The organism is Shigella sp. SIG6 (genome assembly GCF_053555815.1).
The window spans coordinates 1-16,140 of record NZ_JBQZXC010000082.1; the positions used below are offsets into that span (position 1 = coordinate 1).

Annotated in this window: 18 protein-coding genes, 1 pseudogene and 1 other annotated feature; of the genes and pseudogenes, 9 read left to right on the plus strand and 10 right to left on the minus strand. The window is 46.1% G+C overall.

The genetic code is table 11. From position 1 onward, the window contains the following. The coding region (yefM, locus tag ACUU1M_RS13570; RefSeq protein ID WP_001259255.1) for a YoeB-YefM toxin-antitoxin system antitoxin YefM at positions 1–250 on the minus strand (250 nt) is incomplete at its 3' end. Positions 251–532: 282 nt separating this feature from the next. On the opposite strand from yefM, the gene hisL reads away from it, so the two are divergent. The 9 genes from hisL (at position 533) to hisIE (ending at position 7,762) form a co-directional block, all read left to right on the plus strand. Next, on the plus strand, positions 533–583 hold the full coding sequence (hisL, locus tag ACUU1M_RS13575; protein WP_001364200.1) for a his operon leader peptide: 51 nt from the start codon (positions 533–535) through the stop codon (positions 581–583). Beyond that, positions 559–682 (plus strand) — a sequence feature (His leader region). Its footprint overlaps the gene before it by 25 nt. Positions 683–728: 46 nt before the next feature. Further along, complete coding sequence (gene hisG / locus ACUU1M_RS13580; protein ID WP_000131782.1) at positions 729–1,628, plus strand: ATP phosphoribosyltransferase; 900 nt, start codon at positions 729–731, stop codon at positions 1,626–1,628. Positions 1,629–1,633: 5 nt separating this feature from the next. Continuing rightward, positions 1,634–2,938: a histidinol dehydrogenase gene (gene hisD / locus ACUU1M_RS13585; protein ID WP_000009599.1), complete on the plus strand. Its 1,305-nt coding sequence runs from the start codon at positions 1,634–1,636 to the stop codon at positions 2,936–2,938. Then, the gene (gene hisC / locus ACUU1M_RS13590; RefSeq protein ID WP_000108917.1) at positions 2,935–4,005 is read left to right on the plus strand and encodes a histidinol-phosphate transaminase; all 1,071 of its coding nucleotides are present in this window, start codon (positions 2,935–2,937) and stop codon (positions 4,003–4,005) included. Before hisD ends, hisC begins: the two co-directional genes overlap by 4 nt. After that, positions 4,005–5,072, plus strand: coding sequence for a bifunctional histidinol-phosphatase/imidazoleglycerol-phosphate dehydratase HisB (hisB, locus tag ACUU1M_RS13595; RefSeq protein ID WP_000080070.1), 1,068 nt, complete (start codon positions 4,005–4,007; stop codon positions 5,070–5,072). Before hisC ends, hisB begins: the two co-directional genes overlap by 1 nt. Continuing rightward, positions 5,072–5,662, plus strand: a complete 591-nt coding sequence (gene hisH / locus ACUU1M_RS13600) for an imidazole glycerol phosphate synthase subunit HisH (protein WP_001103549.1) — start codon at positions 5,072–5,074, stop codon at positions 5,660–5,662. Before hisB ends, hisH begins: the two co-directional genes overlap by 1 nt. After that, positions 5,662–6,399: a 1-(5-phosphoribosyl)-5-[(5-phosphoribosylamino)methylideneamino]imidazole-4-carboxamide isomerase gene (gene hisA / locus ACUU1M_RS13605; protein ID WP_000586470.1), complete on the plus strand. Its 738-nt coding sequence runs from the start codon at positions 5,662–5,664 to the stop codon at positions 6,397–6,399. The genes hisH and hisA overlap by 1 nt, the downstream gene beginning before the upstream one ends. After that, a complete protein-coding gene (gene hisF, locus ACUU1M_RS13610) occupies positions 6,381–7,157 on the plus strand; it encodes an imidazole glycerol phosphate synthase subunit HisF (RefSeq protein ID WP_000880171.1) in 777 nt (258 codons plus the stop codon). Before hisA ends, hisF begins: the two co-directional genes overlap by 19 nt. Further along, complete coding sequence (gene hisIE / locus ACUU1M_RS13615) at positions 7,151–7,762, plus strand: bifunctional phosphoribosyl-AMP cyclohydrolase/phosphoribosyl-ATP diphosphatase HisIE (protein WP_000954901.1); 612 nt, start codon at positions 7,151–7,153, stop codon at positions 7,760–7,762. Before hisF ends, hisIE begins: the two co-directional genes overlap by 7 nt. A gap of 185 nt (positions 7,763–7,947) precedes the next feature. Here the strand turns inward: hisIE and wzzB are convergent, their stop codons facing one another. From wzzB to wzy, 9 genes and pseudogenes are all read right to left on the minus strand, one after another. Further along, positions 7,948–8,925, minus strand: a complete 978-nt coding sequence (wzzB, locus tag ACUU1M_RS13620) for an LPS O-antigen chain length determinant protein WzzB (protein WP_005075659.1) — start codon at positions 8,923–8,925, stop codon at positions 7,948–7,950. Between the two features lie 145 nt (positions 8,926–9,070). Next, positions 9,071–10,237: a UDP-glucose 6-dehydrogenase gene (ugd, locus tag ACUU1M_RS13625; RefSeq protein WP_152028870.1), complete on the minus strand. Its 1,167-nt coding sequence runs from the start codon at positions 10,235–10,237 to the stop codon at positions 9,071–9,073. A gap of 249 nt (positions 10,238–10,486) precedes the next feature. Then, positions 10,487–11,893 (minus strand): NADP-dependent phosphogluconate dehydrogenase, encoded by a 1,407-nt coding sequence (gene gndA, locus ACUU1M_RS13630; RefSeq protein WP_000043429.1) that lies wholly within the window; start codon positions 11,891–11,893, stop codon positions 10,487–10,489. A 108-nt stretch (positions 11,894–12,001) separates the two neighbouring features. Next, positions 12,002–12,316, minus strand: a complete 315-nt coding sequence (locus tag ACUU1M_RS13635; protein ID WP_000710192.1) for a hypothetical protein — start codon at positions 12,314–12,316, stop codon at positions 12,002–12,004. Positions 12,317–12,578: 262 nt separating this feature from the next. Continuing rightward, a complete protein-coding gene (locus ACUU1M_RS13640; protein WP_171763473.1) occupies positions 12,579–12,863 on the minus strand; it encodes a hypothetical protein in 285 nt (94 codons plus the stop codon). A gap of 145 nt (positions 12,864–13,008) precedes the next feature. After that, complete coding sequence (locus ACUU1M_RS13645; RefSeq protein WP_234426300.1) at positions 13,009–13,764, minus strand: hypothetical protein; 756 nt, start codon at positions 13,762–13,764, stop codon at positions 13,009–13,011. 28 nt (positions 13,765–13,792) lie between these two features. Next, positions 13,793–14,719, minus strand: a pseudogene (locus ACUU1M_RS13650) (glycosyltransferase family 2 protein). Positions 14,720–14,781: 62 nt separating this feature from the next. Beyond that, positions 14,782–15,156, minus strand: a complete 375-nt coding sequence (locus tag ACUU1M_RS13655) for a GtrA family protein (RefSeq protein WP_011069435.1) — start codon at positions 15,154–15,156, stop codon at positions 14,782–14,784. Between the two features lie 3 nt (positions 15,157–15,159). Then, a partial coding sequence (wzy, locus tag ACUU1M_RS13660; protein ID WP_449144675.1) for an O13/O129/O135 family O-antigen polymerase occupies positions 15,160–16,140 on the minus strand: 981 nt, incomplete at its 5' end.

Here is a 16,140-nt window from a genome sequence, read left to right on the forward strand (position 1 = left end):
ACTCAATAATGTCCTTTTCCGTTCCTTTGCCTGATTTCAGGCTATCGATTGAGTCCATCAATCTCCGGGCGTTAGCGGGGGAACGCAGTAGATAAGCCGTCTCTTCCAGCGAGTTGTATTCTTCGAGTGACATCAGAACACAAGCCTCTCCATTCTGACGAGTAATGAGGATCGGGGCATGATCTTCAACGGCTTTCATCATTGTTGCCGACAAATTCTGACGCGCTTCGCTGTAGCTAATTGTACGCATGTAAATCTCCTATTTTGTACAGTTCATTGTACAATGATAGGTGTTAATTAACTATTTATTAATTAGTTTGTAGATCAAGACATTGCCAGCGAGACGAAAAATCAGACTTTGCTCTTTTTGGTGCTGTCAAGTTAGAGGACAGTCCTCTTAGCCCCCTCCTTTCCCCGCTCATTCATTAAACAAATCCATCGCCATAAAATATATAAAAAAGCCCTTGCTTTCTAACGTGAAAGTGGTTTAGGTTAAAAGACATCAGTTGAATAAACATTCACAGAGATTTTTATGACACGCGTTCAATTTAAACACCACCATCATCACCATCATCCTGACTAGTCTTTCAGGCGATGTGTGCTGGAAGACATTCAGATCTTCCAGTGGTGCATGAACGCATGAGAAAGCCCCCAGAAGATCACCTTCCGGGGGCTTTTTTATTGCGCGGTTGTTAACGGTTCAGACAGGTTTAAAGAGGAATAAGAAAATGACAGACAACACTCGTTTACGCATAGCTATGCAGAAATCCGGCCGTTTAAGTGATGACTCACGCGAATTACTGGCGCGCTGTGGCATTAAAATCAATCTTCACACCCAGCGCCTGATCGCGATGGCAGAAAACATGCCGATTGATATTCTGCGCGTGCGTGACGATGACATTCCCGGTCTGGTAATGGACGGCGTGGTAGACCTTGGGATTATCGGCGAAAACGTGCTGGAAGAAGAGCTGCTTAACCGCCGCGCCCAGGGTGAAGATCCGCGCTACTTTACCCTGCGTCGTCTGGATTTCGGCGGCTGCCGCCTTTCGCTGGCAACGCCGGTTGATGAAGCCTGGGACGGTCCGCTCTCCTTAAACGGCAAACGTATCGCCACCTCTTATCCTCACCTGCTCAAGCGTTATCTCGACCAGAAAGGTATCTCTTTTAAATCCTGCTTACTGAACGGTTCTGTCGAAGTTGCGCCGCGTGCCGGGCTGGCGGATGCGATTTGCGATCTGGTTTCCACCGGTGCCACGCTGGAAGCTAACGGCCTGCGCGAAGTCGAAGTTATCTACCGCTCGAAAGCCTGCCTGATCCAGCGCGATGGCGAAATGGAAGAATCTAAACAGCAACTGATCGACAAGCTACTGACCCGTATTCAGGGTGTGATCCAGGCGCGCGAATCAAAATACATCATGATGCACGCACCGACCGAACGCCTGGATGAAGTCATCGCCCTGCTGCCAGGTGCCGAACGCCCAACCATTCTGCCGCTGGCGGGTGATCAACAGCGCGTAGCGATGCACATGGTGAGTAGCGAAACCCTGTTCTGGGAAACGATGGAAAAACTGAAAGCACTGGGTGCCAGTTCAATCCTGGTCCTGCCGATTGAGAAGATGATGGAGTGATCGCCATGAGCTTTAACACAATCATTGACTGGAATAGCTGTACTGCGGAGCAACAACGCCAGCTGTTAATGCGCCCGGCGATCTCCGCTTCTGAAAGCATTACCCGCACCGTTAACGATATTCTCGATAACGTGAAAACGCGTGGCGATGAGGCCCTGCGTGAATACAGCGCGAAGTTTGATAAAACCACGGTTACCGCGCTGAAGGTGTCTGCTGATGAGATCGCCGCCGCCAGCGAACGCCTGAGCGACGAGCTAAAACAGGCGATGGCGGTGGCAGTAAAGAGTATTGAAACCTTCCACACTGCGCAAAAACTGCCGCCGGTAGATGTAGAAACGCAGCCAGGCGTGCGTTGCCAGCAGGTCACGCGCCCGGTGGCTTCAGTGGGTTTGTATATTCCGGGCGGCTCCGCCCCGCTCTTCTCAACGGTATTAATGCTGGCAACTCCGGCGCGTATTGCGGGCTGTAAAAAAGTGTTGCTGTGCTCACCGCCGCCGATTGCCGATGAAATTCTTTATGCGGCGCAGCTGTGCGATGTGCAGGACGTGTTTAACGTCGGCGGCGCACAGGCCATTGCCGCGCTGGCGTTTGGTACGGAATCTGTGCCGAAAGTGGACAAAATCTTCGGGCCGGGTAACGCTTTTGTCACCGAAGCAAAACGCCAGGTAAGCCAGCGTCTGGACGGTGCGGCGATCGATATGCCCGCAGGCCCGTCGGAAGTGCTGGTGATTGCTGACAGCGGCGCTACGCCGGATTTTGTGGCTTCTGATTTGCTTTCTCAGGCTGAACACGGCCCTGACTCACAGGTAATTTTACTGACCCCCGATGCTGATATGGCGCGTCGCGTTGCCGAGGCCGTCGAACGCCAACTGGCAGAACTGCCGCGTGCCGAAACCACCCGCCAGGCACTGAACGCCAGCCGCCTGATCGTGACTAAAGATTTAGCGCAGTGCGTGGAGATCTCCAACCAGTACGGCCCGGAGCACCTGATCATTCAGACCCGCAACGCCCGCGAACTGGTCGATGGCATCACCAGCGCCGGTTCGGTATTTCTTGGTGACTGGTCACCGGAATCGGCAGGCGACTACGCCTCCGGCACCAACCACGTGCTGCCGACTTACGGTTACACCGCCACCTGTTCCAGCCTCGGGCTGGCAGATTTCCAGAAACGCATGACCGTACAGGAACTGTCGAAAGAAGGTTTCTCCGCGCTGGCTTCGACCATTGAAACACTGGCCGCCGCCGAGCGCCTGACCGCCCACAAAAATGCCGTTACTTTGCGTGTTAACGTCCTTAAGGAGCAAGCATGAGCACCGTGACTATTACTGATTTAGCGCGTGAAAACGTCCGCAACCTGACGCCGTATCAGTCGGCGCGTCGTCTGGGCGGTAACGGCGACGTCTGGCTGAACGCCAACGAATATCCCACAGCCGTGGAGTTTAAGCTTACTCAGCAAACGCTCAACCGCTACCCGGAATGCCAGCCAAAAGCGGTGATTGAAAATTACGCGCAATATGCAGGCGTAAAACCGGAACAGGTGCTGGTCAGCCGTGGCGCGGACGAAGGTATTGAACTGCTGATCCGCGCTTTTTGCGAACCGGGTAAAGACGCCATCCTCTACTGCCCGCCAACGTACGGCATGTACAGCGTCAGCGCTGAAACCATTGGTGTCGAATGCCGCACAGTGCCGACGCTGGAAAACTGGCAACTGGACTTACAGGGCATTTCCGACAAGCTGGACGGCGTAAAAGTGGTCTATGTTTGCAGCCCCAACAACCCCACCGGGCAACTGATCAATCCGCAGGATTTTCGCACCCTGCTGGAGCTAACCCGCGGTAAGGCGATTGTGGTTGCCGATGAAGCTTATATCGAGTTTTGCCCGCAGGCATCGTTAGCTGGCTGGCTGGCGGAATATCCGCACCTGGCGATTTTGCGTACCCTTTCGAAAGCCTTCGCGTTGGCGGGGCTTCGTTGCGGATTTACGCTGGCAAACGAAGAAGTCATCAACCTGCTGATGAAAGTGATCCCCCCCTACCCGCTCTCGACGCCGGTTGCCGACATTGCCGCACAGGCGTTAAGCCCGCAGGGAATCGTCGCCATGCGCGAACGGGTGGCGCAAATTATTACAGAACGCGAATACCTGATTGCCGCACTGAAAGAGATCCCCTGCGTGGAGCAGGTTTTCGACTCTGAAACCAACTACATTCTGGCGCGCTTTAAAGCCTCCAGTGCAGTGTTTAAATCTTTGTGGGATCAGGGCATTATCTTACGTGATCAGAATAAACAACCCTCTTTAAGCGGCTGCCTGCGAATTACCGTCGGAACCCGTGAAGAAAGCCAACGCGTCATTGACGCCTTACGTGCGGAGCAAGTTTGATGAGTCAGAAGTATCTTTTTATCGATCGCGATGGAACCCTGATTAGCGAACCGCCGAGTGATTTTCAGGTGGACCGTTTTGACAAACTCGCCTTTGAACCGGGCGTGATCCCGGAATTGCTGAAGCTGCAAAAAGCGGGCTACAAGCTGGTGATGATCACTAATCAGGATGGTCTGGGAACACAAAGTTTCCCGCAAGCGGATTTTGATGGCCCGCACAACCTGATGATGCAGATCTTCACCTCGCAAGGCGTGCAGTTTGATGAAGTGCTGATTTGTCCGCACCTGCCCGCCGATGAGTGCGACTGCCGTAAGCCGAAAGTAAAACTGGTGGAGGGTTATCTGGCTGAGCAAGCGATGGATCGTGCCAACAGTTATGTAATTGGCGATCGCGCGACCGACATTCAACTGGCGGAAAACATGGGCATTAATGGTTTACGCTACGACCGCGAAACCCTGAACTGGTCAATGATTGGCGAGCAACTCACTAAACGAGACCGTTACGCCCATGTAGTGCGCAACACCAAAGAGACGCAGATTGACGTCCAGGTGTGGCTGGATCGCGAAGGTGGCAGCAAGATTAACACCGGCGTTGGCTTCTTTGATCACATGCTGGATCAGATCGCCACCCACGGCGGTTTCCGCATGGAAATCAATGTCAAAGGCGACCTCTATATCGACGATCACCACACCGTCGAAGATACCGGCCTGGCGCTGGGCGAAGCGTTAAAAATTGCCCTCGGCGACAAACGCGGTATTTGCCGCTTTGGTTTTGTGCTGCCGATGGACGAATGCCTTGCCCGCTGCGCACTGGATATCTCTGGTCGCCCGCACCTGGAATATAAAGCCGAGTTTACCTACCAGCGTGTGGGCGATCTCAGCACTGAAATGATCGAACACTTCTTCCGTTCGCTCTCTTACACCATGGGCGTGACACTACACCTGAAAACCAAAGGTAAAAACGATCATCACCGTGTAGAAAGCCTGTTCAAAGCCTTTGGTCGTACCCTGCGCCAGGCCATCCGCGTCGAAGGCGACACCCTGCCCTCGTCGAAAGGAGTGCTGTAATGAACGTGGTGATCCTTGATACTGGCTGCGCCAACCTGAACTCTGTGAAGTCTGCCATTGCGCGCCACGGTTATGAACCCAAAGTCAGCCGTGACCCGGACGTTGTGTTGCTGGCCGATAAACTGTTTTTACCCGGCATCGGCACCGCACAAGCAGCGATGGATCAGGTGCGTGAGCGCGAGCTGTTTGATCTCATCAAAGCCTGTACCCAACCGGTGCTGGGCATCTGCTTAGGGATGCAACTCCTGGGACGACGCAGCGAAGAGAGCAATGGCGTCGACTTGCTGGGCATCATCGACGAAGACGTGCCGAAAATGACCGACTTTGGTCTGCCACTGCCACATATGGGCTGGAACCGCGTTTATCCGCAGGCAGGCAACCGCCTGTTTCAGGGGATTGAAGACGGCGCGTACTTTTACTTTGTTCACAGCTACGCAATGCCAGTCAATCCGTGGACCATCGCCCAGTGTAATTACGGCGAACCGTTCACCGCGGCGGTACAAAAAGATAACTTCTACGGCGTGCAGTTCCACCCGGAGCGTTCTGGTGCCGCTGGCGCTAAGTTGCTGAAAAACTTCCTGGAGATGTGATGATTATTCCGGCATTAGATTTAATCGACGGCACCGTGGTGCGTCTCCATCAGGGCGATTACGGCAAACAACGCGATTACGGTAACGACCCGCTGCCGCGCTTACAGGATTACGCTGCGCAAGGTGCCGAAGTGTTGCACCTGGTGGATCTGACCGGGGCAAAAGATCCGGCTAAGCGTCAAATCCCGCTGATTCAAACCCTGGTCGCGGGCGTTAACGTCCCGGTGCAGGTTGGCGGCGGTGTTCGTAGTGAAGAAGACGTGGCGGCGTTACTGGAAGCTGGCGTTGCGCGCGTGGTGGTCGGTTCCACCGCAGTGAAATCACCGGACGTAGTGAAAGGCTGGTTTGAACGTTTCGGTGCCGATGCGCTGGTGCTGGCACTGGATGTCCGTATTGACGAGCAAGGCAACAAGCAAGTGGCAGTCAGCGGCTGGCAAGAGAACTCGGGCGTTTCACTGGAACAACTGGTGGAAACCTATCTGCCCGTCGGCCTGAAACATGTGTTGTGTACCGATATCTCGCGCGACGGCACGCTGGCGGGATCTAACGTCTCTTTATATGAAGAAGTGTGTGCCAGATATCCGCAAGTGGCGTTTCAGTCCTCCGGCGGCATTGGCGACATTAACGATGTTGCTGCCCTACGTGGCACTGGCGTGCGCGGCGTAATAGTTGGTCGTGCATTACTGGAAGGTAAATTCACCGTGAAGGAGGCCATCGCATGCTGGCAAAACGCATAATCCCGTGTCTCGACGTTCGTGATGGTCAGGTGGTGAAAGGCGTACAGTTTCGCAACCATGAAATCATTGGCGATATCGTGCCACTGGCAAAACGCTACGCCGAAGAAGGTGCAGATGAACTGGTGTTCTACGATATCACCGCTTCCAGCGATGGCCGTGTGGTAGATAAAAGCTGGGTATCTCGCGTGGCGGAAGTGATCGACATTCCGTTTTGTGTGGCGGGTGGGATTAAGTCTCTGGAAGATGCCGCGAAAATTCTTTCCTTTGGCGCGGATAAAATTTCCATCAACTCCCCTGCGCTGGCAGACCCAACATTAATTACTCGCCTGGCCGATCGCTTTGGCGTGCAGTGTATTGTGGTTGGTATTGATACCTGGTACGACGCCGAAACCGGTAAATATCATGTAAATCAATATACCGGCGATGAAAGCCGCACCCGCGTCACTCAATGGGAAACGCTCGACTGGGTAGAGGAGGTGCAAAAACGCGGCGCCGGAGAAATCGTCCTCAACATGATGAATCAGGACGGCGTGTGTAACGGTTACGACCTCAAGCAGCTGAAAAAAGTGCGTGAAGTTTGCCACGTCCCGCTGATTGCCTCCGGTGGCGCGGGCACCATGGAACACTTCCTGGAAGCCTTCCGCGATGCCGACGTTGACGGTGCGCTGGCAGCTTCCGTATTCCACAAACAAATAATCAATATTGGCGAATTAAAAGCGTACCTGGCAACACAGGGCGTGGAGATCAGGATATGTTAACAGAACAACAACGTCGCGAACTGGACTGGGAAAAAACCGACGGTCTGATGCCGGTGATTGTGCAACACGCGGTATCTGGCGAAGTGTTAATGCTGGGCTACATGAACCCGGAAGCCTTAGACAAAACCATCGAAAGCGGTAAAGTCACCTTCTTCTCGCGCACTAAACAGCGACTGTGGACCAAAGGCGAAACCTCGGGCAATTTTCTCAATGTGGTAAGTATTGCCCCGGACTGCGACAACGACACATTACTGGTGCTGGCGAATCCCATCGGGCCAACCTGCCACAAAGGCACCAGTAGCTGCTTCGTCAACACCGCTCACCAGTGGCTGTTCCTGTATCAACTGGAACAACTGCTCGCCGAACGTAAATATGCCGACCCGGAAACCTCCTACACCGCCAAACTGTATGCCAGCGGCACTAAACGCATTGCGCAGAAAGTGGGCGAAGAAGGCGTGGAAACCGCACTGGCAGCAACGGTACATGATCGCTTTGAGCTGACCAACGAGGCATCTGACTTGATGTATCACCTGCTGGTGCTGTTGCAGGATCAGGATCTGGATTTAACGACAGTAATTGAGAACCTGCATAAACGGCATCAGTGAGTTACGGGCTGAGCAGGTGTGATGTTGTTGTCACACCCGGAGCCATTGCCCGATGCGCAAACTTATCGTGCCTACACATTATCTCAACACACGTAGGCCGGATAAGATGCGCCAGCATCGCATCCGGCAAAAAAAACGGGCATGGTGTCACCACCCTGCCCGTTTCTCTTAAATGCACAATAATATTACTTCGCGTTGTAATTACGCAGAGCGTTACGCCCCAACACAATCCCCGTGCCAACCATGCCGCCCAGAAGCACTGCCAGAATCAAGGTGATTGCCTTTTTCGGACTATCGCGACGAATAGGTAACGTCGGTTTCATCACATAGCGGCAAGCATGAATATCAAGATCATCAAACTTTAATTTTTCAATATCCAACAGGTTTTGACGTGTCTGATAGTAGTTTGGTGAGAACACCAACGGACGAGTCGCTTCATGCTTAATCATCGACTCCAGCGCTTCGCTCCCTAGAAGGAACAACGTATCTTGCGTCACATCTTCAGTCTGCTGAACCTGTGGCTTTGTCACCTGCGCCTGATTCGCATACTGCAACGCTTCCTGAATCTGACGGATACGCAGATCTTTCTGCTCCTGCGCGACCACTTCCTGGGTTCTTAAAGAGTCCTGCAAGTTTTTCCGTCCCAGAGCAATGTTGTCCTTGAGATCCTTTTCTAGCTCTTGATTCACTTTATCATCAACTTGCTGAATGTATTGGGCCAACTTCATTTGTGCGCCCTCTGCAGTTTGCCCAACATAAGAAACAGTCAATGGTAATTGCTGGTTCTTAACAGAAGGTTCGATGGTAAGTTTTTCTGGCTCTTCCTGATTATCCAGCGTTTCTGCTAATGCAGAGAAGGCAGAACTGAAGCGACCAATTAACGTCTCCTGCAAATCCGATACTTTCGGTGCAGCCTGACCATAGATAACATTCATGGCATTGTTATAGCCAGCAATTTGCCCCACGTCGGGCTGAGTGATAATTGCTGTTGACGTCCATTTCTCCTTCGCTACTGCCAAATAACCAATAGCCAGGGCAATAGCCACAATGACGGAAATGATAATTGTCATCTTGCCACGCCACAACTGCACTAGTAAATCAATCAAATCAATCTGTTCCGGGTCATGGTTTTGCCCAGAAACATTATTATTTTCTACTCTCATCATTACCCTAACTGACGGAAATTTCCAAGTCCGCATAGTTTAGCGATAATCCCCGTGAATGCTATAGGATAAGTGATAAAAATAATGAATTATTGCGGAGGTAACAAAAGACAATCAGGGCGTAAATAGCCCTGATAACAAGATGTTAGTCGCTGCCAAAGAGATCGCGGGTGTAGACCTTATCTGCCACATCCTTAAGCTCTTCTGCCATACGGTTGGAGATAATGACGTCGGCTTGTTGTTTGAAGGTGGCGAGATCACGTTCCAGGCGAGAGTTGAAGAATGAGTCTTCTTTCATCACCGGCTCGTAGATGATCACTTCAACGCCTTTCGCCTTGATACGCTTCATAATCCCCTGAATAGAAGACGCACGGAAGTTATCTGACCCGCTCTTCATAATCAGACGATAAATACCCACCACTTGCGGTTTGCGTGACAAAATGGCATCGGCAATAAAATCTTTACGCGTGCGGTTTGCATCGACAATTGCCGAGATCAGGTTATTCGGCACAGACTGGTAGTTCGCCAGTAACTGCTTGGTATCTTTCGGCAGACAATAACCACCATAACCAAACGACGGATTGTTGTAATGGTTGCCAATACGCGGATCGAGACAAACGCCTTCGATAATCTGGCGAGTATTCAGACCTAAACTTTCTGCATAACTATCCAGTTCATTAAAGTATGCTACGCGCATCGCCAGATAGGTATTAGCGAAAAGTTTAATCGCTTCTGCTTCAGTGGAGTCGGTAAACAGGGTCGTGATATTTTGCTTAATCGCGCCTTCCTGTAACAACGCAGCAAAATGTTCTGCGCGTTCTGAACGCTCACCGATGACAATACGTGACGGATGGAGATTATCGTAAAGGGCTTTACCTTCGCGGAGGAATTCCGGAGAGAAAATAATATTTTCAGTACGATATTTCTTATGCATCGCTGCGGTAAAACCAACGGGAACCGTTGATTTGATGACCATAACCGCATAAGGATTTATCTCAACTACGTCTTTAATTACTGATTCTACACTGGATGTATTGAAATAATTAGTTTTAGGATCATAGTCGGTTGGAGTGGCGATGATGACATAATCAGCATCCCGGTAGGCTTCATTTTTATCTAATGTGGCATTAAAGTGTATTTTATCTGATTGCAAAAACTGCTGAATTTCCTTATCAACAATAGGAGATATCCGATCATTCAGCATAGCAACGCGTGACGGTAAAATATCTAATGCCACAACCTCATGATTTTGTGCGATTAGAAGCCCGTTTGACAAGCCTACATAGCCAGTACCGGAAATGGTGATTTTCATTTCATGCTCTCAGAATTAACTTAACTGTGAATCATGATGTTTTTAGCATCGTGATAAGATGCTAAAAGTTTTAACGCTACGTTGTCAGATGGTCAACGCAACGAAAAACAATTCAGATTTTCTTTATAAGAATAGCTGATGTTTATTAAGTTAATATTAAGCAGTGAAATTTAGTCTATAAGATATTTGGCAAAAAAAAGCCCGGTGCAATATACGCCGGGCCTCAATTTTATTGTTGGTTAAATCAGATTAATCCAGCCATTCAGTATGGAACACACCTTCTTTATCAATGCGCTTATAAGTATGCGCCCCGAAATAGTCACGCTGTGCCTGGATCAGGTTCGCAGGCAGAACCGCGGCACGGTAGCTATCGTAATAGGCAACCGCAGCGGCGAAGGTCGGAACCGGGATACCGTTCTGTACTGCATAAGCGACGACATCGCGCAGCGCCTGCTGGTAGTCATCGGCAATTTGCTTGAAGTACGGGGCCAGCAGCAGGTTAGCGATCTGCGGATTTTCGGCATAAGCATCGGTGATTTTCTGCAGGAACTGCGCACGGATGATGCAGCCAGCACGGAAAATCTTCGCGATTTCGCCGTAGTTCAGATCCCAGTTGTATTCTTCAGACGCAGCACGCAGCTGAGAGAAGCCCTGAGCGTAAGAAACGATTTTGCCCAGATACAGCGCACTGCGAACTTTTTCGATGAACTCAGCCTTGTCGCCTGCTGACTGAGCTTGCGGACCAGAGAGAACTTTAGATGCGGCAACGCGCTGATCTTTCAGAGAAGAGATATAACGTGCAAACACAGACTCGGTAATCAGCGACAGCGGTTCGCCGAGATCCAGCGCGCTCTGGCTGGTCCATTTACCGGTGCCTTTGTTTGCTGCTTCATCCAGAATCACATCAACCAGGTAGTTACCGTCTTCATCTTTTTTGGTGAAGATATCTTTAGTGATGTCGATCAGGTAGCTGCTAAGTTCACCGTTATTCCACTCGGTGAAAGTCTGGGCCAGTTCTTCATTAGATAGATTCAGGCCACCTTTGAGCAGAGAATACGCTTCAGCAATGAGCTGCATATCTCCGTATTCAATACCATTGTGAACCATCTTCACATAATGGCCTGCGCCGTCGGCACCAATATAAGTAACGCATGGCTCGCCGTCTTCTGCCACGGCAGCGATTTTAGTCAGGATAGGCGCAACCAGCTCATAAGCCTCTTTCTGCCCGCCAGGCATAATAGAAGGACCTTTCAGCGCGCCCTCTTCACCGCCGGAAACACCGGTACCGATGAAGTTAAAGCCCTCTGCTGAAAGCTCACGATTACGACGAATGGTGTCCTGGAAGAAGGTATTACCACCATCAATGATGATGTCACCTTTATCGAGGTATGGTTTCAGGGAATCAATCGCAGCATCCGTGCCTGCACCTGCTTTCACCATTAACAGGATGCGACGAGGCGTTTCCAGAGATTCAACAAACTCTTTCACCGTATAGTAAGGAGCCAGTTTCTTGCCTGGATTTTCAGCAATCACTTCTTCCGTCTTTTCGCGGGAGCGGTTGAAAATAGAGACGGTATAACCACGACTTTCGATGTTGAGCGCAAGGTTGCGCCCCATCACTGCCATACCGACTACGCCGATCTGTTGCTTTGACATTGTTTACTCCTGTCTTCTATATTATTAACCGTCTATTAACCGTTATATTATTAACCGTCGTGATTTTCATCTTCTAATCAAGGAATACATATGGTTACAGCATGCTTCTTACTTTATAGCGATAAGTATGCCATTGGGTGTATCCATAAGAACTTTGAATTTTGGATACTTTTCTGGATTAAAATTAGCATAGTTTCGTTTAGATATAACAATAAACGAACTATTAAAAGATTTCATCTTCTCTATTAAATCATCCTGTGGGATTACCTCACACTCGGGATTACTAATAGTCCAATCACTATATCTTGCTAATCCAAAGACGTCACCAATTGCCATCCCTTTATAGAAGTAAATACCATCCTCCAAGCCTAATTGGATAAGATTATCTCCATATAACTCACTATATTCACTTGCTTTCTTCATCAGTTCATAGCTATAGCGACTTTCTAAGCGTGAATTAAAATTCAAGTATTCAGAATAAAAATATTTGAATTCAAAATACAACGATCGCCCCGAAAAAAAATAATACACACAAGGATAAAATATCGTCCCACCTTGTAATTTGTAATGTTGATATCTTTTATTAAACTTGCAATTGAGATCGCAACCAGCAATACTGACAATGGGTAAATGGGTGATAAATACCTGTCACCTTGCGTAACAGAAAACCAAAATAAGACATATGTTAAAAAATCGAGAAAAATACCCAAAGTATTTTATTATTCCTAAGTGTAAAGACAGACAGTATAGCATAAAAAACAACATCACTGCCAACTTTATTAATTGCTTGTTGCAAATCTAATGTGGCAGGACTTATACCATGTCGAGCTTGTTCTGCTGTTTGAACTTGTAGATCAATTTCATTCCATAGGTAGTGACCAAATATATTTCCTCCAGCAGGACTAAAAGGATCACCAGAGATCCAAAAACTACGGACATACCAATAAATGCCACCAAGAATTGTTGCCAAGCTAAAAATAAGAAATGTCTGTATGTTTCTCTTTTTCGCTATCAATATAACAAATATGATGGCTCCATATATGGCACCAAATAGTTTTACGCCACAAGCAATTCCAATAAAAAAACCACATAAAAAAATTAATTCATTTTGTGTTTTATTGTTTTCTGAGCGAATATATATAAGAATACTGGCTGCAGCAAAACAAAGATAGCGTTAAATCAATATATGCATAACCAAGATGATCTTTAAGTGGATTGATAGTAAATAGTAGGATTGTAGCAATAATGCCAGGATAATAAGTTTTCGTAATTTCCCATGAACAGCCAACAAGTCCACAGGCTATTACAAAAAAACAGATATTTGCTAAAAACTGAGCTAACCTTACATCTCCTAACTGTAAACCTAAAGCCATTAAAAGATCTGCATTTTGCGGGAACAGAGGAAAACGCAAATATTGTTCAACAACAATTGCATGGTGCTCAACTAATGAACGAGCCAAAGGTAAGTGATACATAGTATCATCCCAATCACCGGGAGCTCGCAGGGACGATAACAATGTAACCACAAAAATCAAAACAAGAAATAAAATAACAAACAGCGTACTGAACTCAATATTATTTATTGCCAGCCATCTAAATTGCTGACGTTTAATAATGCTTAAAACCCAACACACCGTAAAAATTAAAAAGATAGCAATCTTATTAAATTGCCCGACTATGCCCAGAAAGTAAATTATCAAAATATTTAAAGACATCCCTATGCATAGGCAATAAAAAAATAAAGAAAATTTGTTAAGTCCTGCCACCCCCTCCTTAAAAAAAGATGACAATACAATATTACCAATGACAAAAAATGTCATTCCAAAAGCAAAACAATACACAACATACAAATACAACGGCAATTCAATCATAGTAAAATACTCTATTTACATTATCAGTTTATAGTTTTTTTTCAGGAAGATAAAATAATGCCTTCATTTCACGTCTAGTTGTTGTATTTGAATGCAAAATAATGCCACATACAAATGCCATTATTGACGATAACATGATGGAGGCAGTTAAAAAGGCAGTCGGAAATCTTCTCACCAAACCTGTATCAATATAATCAACAATGATGGGCAATCCTAAAATTATAGACAAAGCAGCAAGTAAAACGCCGATAATACTAAAAAAGTATAGTGGCCGTTCAAGCGAGTAAAGTTTAATTATTGTTTTCAGAATCTTGAACCCATCACTCCAAGTTGATAGTTTGCTCACACTCCCTTCAGATCGCTCGCCATATTTTGTATTAACCTCACCATACTTCATACGTAATTCTAAAGCATGAATTGTAAGCTCAGTTTCGATTTCAAATCCCCTTGATAGACACGGAAAAGATTTAACATAGCGTCTGGAAAATACACGATACCCCGACAACATATCAGTAAAATTCCCTTTAAAGATAGTCTGAACAGTACCAGTCAACAGTTTATTTCCTCAGCGATGCCCTTTTCTGTATGTATTTTGATCTCCATTCTCTTGACGACATCCTACAACCATATCCAATTGATTTTTTATGAGATGGTTAATCATTTCTGGAGCAGGACTTGCATCATAAGTGTCATCTCCATCAACCATTAGATAAATATCCGCATCTACATCTGAGAACATACGTCTTACGACATTCCCCTTGCCTTTCAGAGGAACAGAGTGAACTGTTGCTCCAGCATCCTCTGCCACTTGTGCTGTACTGTCAGTCGAATTATTATCAAATACATATATAGAAGCAGTTGGAATATTCGTTTTGAAATCATTTATGACTTTTGCTATTGCCTTCTGCTCATTATAACAAGGAATAATTACAGCGATATTAAAAGAGTGATACATAAGTCCCTCATATAAACTATTTAGCTAATGTGCAAGTAATTGTGTTTTTAACAAATCGTTTACTAACGAAAAATGAAATATTTTGATGCGCAATATCCTAAAACCAAACTAAAAAGAGAAAAGGTGAACAATGTAAATATTGGAGATAAAGCTAAGAGATCAAATAAAACGCCGAATAAATAACTCATCGCCCCCATAAAAAATATAAATATAAAATATCTAGCCTTGGTTGCAGATACTTTAAATGAGCATCTTGCATTTGCAAAAAAAGAAAAGGTTGCTGCACATATAAAACCAACAATGTTACTTCGGCCTTGACCAAAAGCTAAATTATTATAACACGCATAAAATACCCCCCAATGTAAAGCAGTATTGACAATTCCAATTAAAAAATAACTAAAAAAAGAACTGGTCAATAACTTCCCTATTTTTAACATCCTTTATTTTGCTCCCGAAGTGAGGTTATTACTAATTTGGATATTTTCTATAGAAAATACCCATAAAACTACAACGCCTATAATAAAAATTCCCATGGGTGTAAAAAGAAATGGATTAGTTATAGAAACGGTAATACTGAAAAAAAGTATTAACGACATCATTAATGATGTTTTTGTACTATTTAAAAAATAGCCTTTCAAAAAGATAAGCAACATAGGAACTAATGATATAAATACACCAATAACGCCTGTTTTCTGAAGTATCTCAAGAGGTACTATTTCAATCCTTAATCGATCTAATATAAATGAACCAAATCCTCTTCCAAACAAGAACGTCGCTAAATCAACATTTTTATAATAAAAATATAAATCATTAAATCTAACAGCGTCAGAATCTTCACTGCGTGATCCGACCATGTAAAGCATAATTATAAATAGAACGCTGCCCAATATTATTATAATAGTATTTAAATATAGCTTATGTAATTTAAAACTGGCTAATAACAGTGATAATGTTGTAAAAAGTAATACACCTCTTGATTCTGTCAATAATATCGCAAGCACTATTATGAGACATTTTAAATATTTTTTGTCGACAAAACTGATAATCGCACCGACACCAAAAAAGTAGAAGGATTTGGAAAAAAAAGCCCCATCGGGACGAAAAAAGAACTCGCTAGTCAATGATAAGTGTTCATAAATTAAATTAAAATTTAACAAACCGAAATTCAACAAAATTATGTATGAAATATATAACAGTGATCCATATAATGCAAATGCATTAACTATTTTAATAAAAATCTCACATGAAAATACTTTTAAAGTATATCTTAGTGTAAATAGATATATAAGTGACAGCATAAAAAGGTATGGTTGCACATCAAACAGTATATCATTTATTTTATTACCAGCTAATAAGCCGACAAAGAAGCCATAAAAAGGAAATAAAAGCAACCATATAAAAAGACTGACACATTTTTGGGT

Bases quoted from the DNA above. Each gene is read 5' to 3' on its own strand.
- hisG (WP_000131782.1), top strand. From the start codon at position 729: ATGACAGACAACACTCGTTTACGCATAGCTATGCAGAAATCCGGCCGT.
- hisD (WP_000009599.1), top strand. From the start codon at position 1,634: ATGAGCTTTAACACAATCATTGACTGGAATAGCTGTACTGCGGAGCAA.
- hisC (WP_000108917.1), top strand. From the start codon at position 2,935: ATGAGCACCGTGACTATTACTGATTTAGCGCGTGAAAACGTCCGCAAC.
- hisB (WP_000080070.1), top strand. From the start codon at position 4,005: ATGAGTCAGAAGTATCTTTTTATCGATCGCGATGGAACCCTGATTAGC.
- hisH (WP_001103549.1), top strand. From the start codon at position 5,072: ATGAACGTGGTGATCCTTGATACTGGCTGCGCCAACCTGAACTCTGTG.
- hisA (WP_000586470.1), top strand. From the start codon at position 5,662: ATGATTATTCCGGCATTAGATTTAATCGACGGCACCGTGGTGCGTCTC.
- hisF (WP_000880171.1), top strand. From the start codon at position 6,381: ATGCTGGCAAAACGCATAATCCCGTGTCTCGACGTTCGTGATGGTCAG.
- hisIE (WP_000954901.1), top strand. From the start codon at position 7,151: ATGTTAACAGAACAACAACGTCGCGAACTGGACTGGGAAAAAACCGAC.
- wzzB (WP_005075659.1), bottom strand. From the start codon at position 8,925: ATGAGAGTAGAAAATAATAATGTTTCTGGGCAAAACCATGACCCGGAA.
- ugd (WP_152028870.1), bottom strand. From the start codon at position 10,237: ATGAAAATCACCATTTCCGGTACTGGCTATGTAGGCTTGTCAAACGGG.
- gndA (WP_000043429.1), bottom strand. From the start codon at position 11,893: ATGTCAAAGCAACAGATCGGCGTAGTCGGTATGGCAGTGATGGGGCGC.
- ACUU1M_RS13635 (WP_000710192.1), bottom strand. From the start codon at position 12,316: ATGAAGAAAGCAAGTGAATATAGTGAGTTATATGGAGATAATCTTATC.
- ACUU1M_RS13645 (WP_234426300.1), bottom strand. From the start codon at position 13,764: ATGATTGAATTGCCGTTGTATTTGTATGTTGTGTATTGTTTTGCTTTT.
- ACUU1M_RS13655 (WP_011069435.1), bottom strand. From the start codon at position 15,156: ATGTTAAAAATAGGGAAGTTATTGACCAGTTCTTTTTTTAGTTATTTT.